At 48.5% G+C, this 3,029-nt stretch carries 1 rRNA gene; it reads left to right on the top strand.

The features are described 5' to 3' along the window. The first annotated feature begins 87 nt into the window (after nt 1-87). Nucleotides 88-2,988: ribosomal RNA gene (locus A923_RS0121810) — 23S ribosomal RNA — on the top strand. Nucleotides 2,989-3,029 lie beyond the last annotated feature (41 nt).

Raw genomic sequence — 3,029 nt, 5'->3', positions numbered from 1 at the left:
CAATGAAGTGTTCTTGAGTATTCTTGAGGCGAAAAAAACTAGATAATACCTAGTTATTTCAATTGTACGGTCTACTTTAGATTGTATGGTTAAGTGACTAAGCGTATACGGTGGATGCCTAGGCAGTCAGAGGCGATGAAGGACGTGTTAATCTGCGTTAAGCTGTGGGGAGTTGATAAAAAGCGTTAATCCACAGATTTCCGAATGGGGAAACCCACCTTACTAAGTAAGGTATCGTAACGTGAATACATAGCGTTACGAAGCGAACCGGGAGAACTGAAACATCTAAGTACCCCGAGGAAAAGAAATCAATAGAGATACCCTTAGTAGCGGCGAGCGAACGGGGTCTAGCCCTTAAGCAGTTTGGAAGTTAATGGAAGAATCTGGAAAGTTTCACGATACAGGGTGATAGTCCCGTACATGAAAACGACCTTACTGTGAAATCGAGTAGGACGGCACACGTGATATGCTGTTTGAATATGGGAGGACCATCTTCCAAGGCTAAATACTACTGACTGACCGATAGTGAACCAGTACCGTGAGGGAAAGGCGAAAAGAACCCCTGTGAGGGGAGTGAAATAGAACCTGAAACCGTATACGTACAAGCAGTGGGAGCAGACTTGTTCTGTGACTGCGTACCTTTTGTATAATGGGTCAACGACTTAATTTCAGTAGCAAGGTTAAGCGAATAGCGGAGCCGTAGGGAAACCGAGTGTTAACTGCGCGAATAGTTGCTGGGATTAGACCCGAAACCCGGTGATCTAGCCATGGGCAGGTTGAAGGTTGAGTAACATCAACTGGAGGACCGAACCGACTAATGTTGAAAAATTAGCGGATGACTTGTGGCTGGGGGTGAAAGGCCAATCAAACCGGGAGATAGCTGGTTCTCCTCGAAAGCTATTTAGGTAGCGCCTCGCGTCTAACTATTGGGGGTAGAGCACTGTTAAGGCTAGGGGGTCATCCCGACTTACCAACCCTTTGCAAACTCCGAATACCAATAAGTTCAATCGCGGGAGACACACGGCGGGTGCTAACGTCCGTCGTGGAAAGGGAAACAACCCAGACCGTCAGCTAAGGTCCCAAAGTGTATGTTAAGTGGGAAACGATGTGGAAAGGCTCAGACAGCCAGGAAGTTGGCTTAGAAGCAGCCATCTTTTAAAGAAAGCGTAATAGCTCACTGGTCGAGTCGGTCTGCGCGGAAGATTTAACGGGGCTAAACATACCACCGAAGCTACGGATGCAAGACTTGTTCTTGCATGGTAGAGGAGCGTTCTGTAAGCCGTTGAAGGTGAGTTGAGAAGCTTGCTGGAGGTATCAGAAGTGCGAATGTTGACATGAGTAACGATAATGGGGGTGAAAAACCTCCACGCCGAAAGACCAAGGGTTCCTGTCCAACGTTAATCGGGGCAGGGTGAGTCGACTCCTAAGGCGAGGCCGAAAGGCGTAGTCGATGGGAAACTGGTTAATATTCCAGTACTCGCTTATATTGCGATGGGGTGACGGAGAAGGTTAGGCTAGCATGGCGATGGTTGTCCATGTTTAAGGTAGTAGGCAAGTGACTTAGGCAAATCCGGGTCGCTCTCTTTAGTGAGAATGCTGAGAACTGATGACGAGTCTCTACGGAGATGAAGTAGTTGATACCCGGCTTCCAGGAAAAACCTCTAAGCTTCAGATATGAGAGAATCGTACCCCAAACCGACACAGGTGGTTAGGTAGAGAATACTAAGGCGCTTGAGAGAACTCGGGTGAAGGAACTAGGCAAAATGGTACCGTAACTTCGGGAGAAGGTACGCCAATGATGGTGAAGGACTTGCTCCGTAAGCTATTGTTGGTCGCAGAGAAATGGTGGCTGCAACTGTTTATTAAAAACACAGCACTGTGCAAAATCGAAAGATGACGTATACGGTGTGACGCCTGCCCGGTGCCGGAAGGTTAATTGATTGGGTTAGACTTAGGTCGAAGCTCATGATCGAAGCCCCGGTAAACGGCGGCCGTAACTATAACGGTCCTAAGGTAGCGAAATTCCTTGTCGGGTAAGTTCCGACCTGCACGAATGGCGTAATGATGGCCACGCTGTCTCCACCCGAGACTCAGTGAAATTGAAATCGCTGTTAAGATGCAGTGTACCCGCGGCTAGACGGAAAGACCCCGTGAACCTTTACTATAGCTTGGCACTGAACATTGAACCTACATGTGTAGGATAGGTGGGAGACTGTGAAACATTGTCGCTAGATGATGTGGAGTCTACCTTGAAATACCACCCTTGTACGTTTGATGTTCTAACGTAGGTCCCTTATCGGGATTGCGGACAGTGTCTGGTGGGTAGTTTGACTGGGGCGGTCTCCTCCCAAAGAGTAACGGAGGAGCACGAAGGTTGGCTAAACATGGTTGGACATCATGTGGTTAGTGCAAAGGCATAAGCCAGCTTAACTGCGAGACAGACACGTCGAGCAGGTACGAAAGTAGGTCTTAGTGATCCGGTGGTTCTGAATGGAAGGGCCATCGCTCAACGGATAAAAGGTACTCCGGGGATAACAGGCTGATACCGCCCAAGAGTTCATATCGACGGCGGTGTTTGGCACCTCGATGTCGGCTCATCACATCCTGGGGCTGAAGTTGGTCCCAAGGGTATGGCTGTTCGCCATTTAAAGTGGTACGCGAGCTGGGTTTAGAACGTCGTGAGACAGTTCGGTCCCTATCTGCCGTGGGCGTTTGAGAATTGAAAGGAGCTGCTCCTAGTACGAGAGGACCGGAGTGGACGAACCACTGGTGTTCGGGTTGTTATGCCAATAGCATTGCCCGGTAGCTAAGTTCGGAACTGATAACCGCTGAAAGCATCTAAGCGGGAAGCAGGCCTTGAGATGAGTTCTCACTGGAGCTTTAAGCTCCCTAAAGGGCCGTTGGAGACTACAACGTTGATAGGCAAGGTGTGTAAGTGCTGTGAGGCATTGAGCTAACTTGTACTAATTACCCGTGAGGCTTAACCATACAAATTAAAGTATGATTAATTGAAATATCGACTTAAGAAT

The organism is Moritella dasanensis ArB 0140 (genome assembly GCF_000276805.1).
Taxonomy (GTDB): domain Bacteria; phylum Pseudomonadota; class Gammaproteobacteria; order Enterobacterales; family Moritellaceae; genus Moritella; species Moritella dasanensis.
The sequence above is the reverse complement of the archived record's forward strand: the minus strand, read 5'-3'. Positions and strand labels throughout refer to the sequence as shown.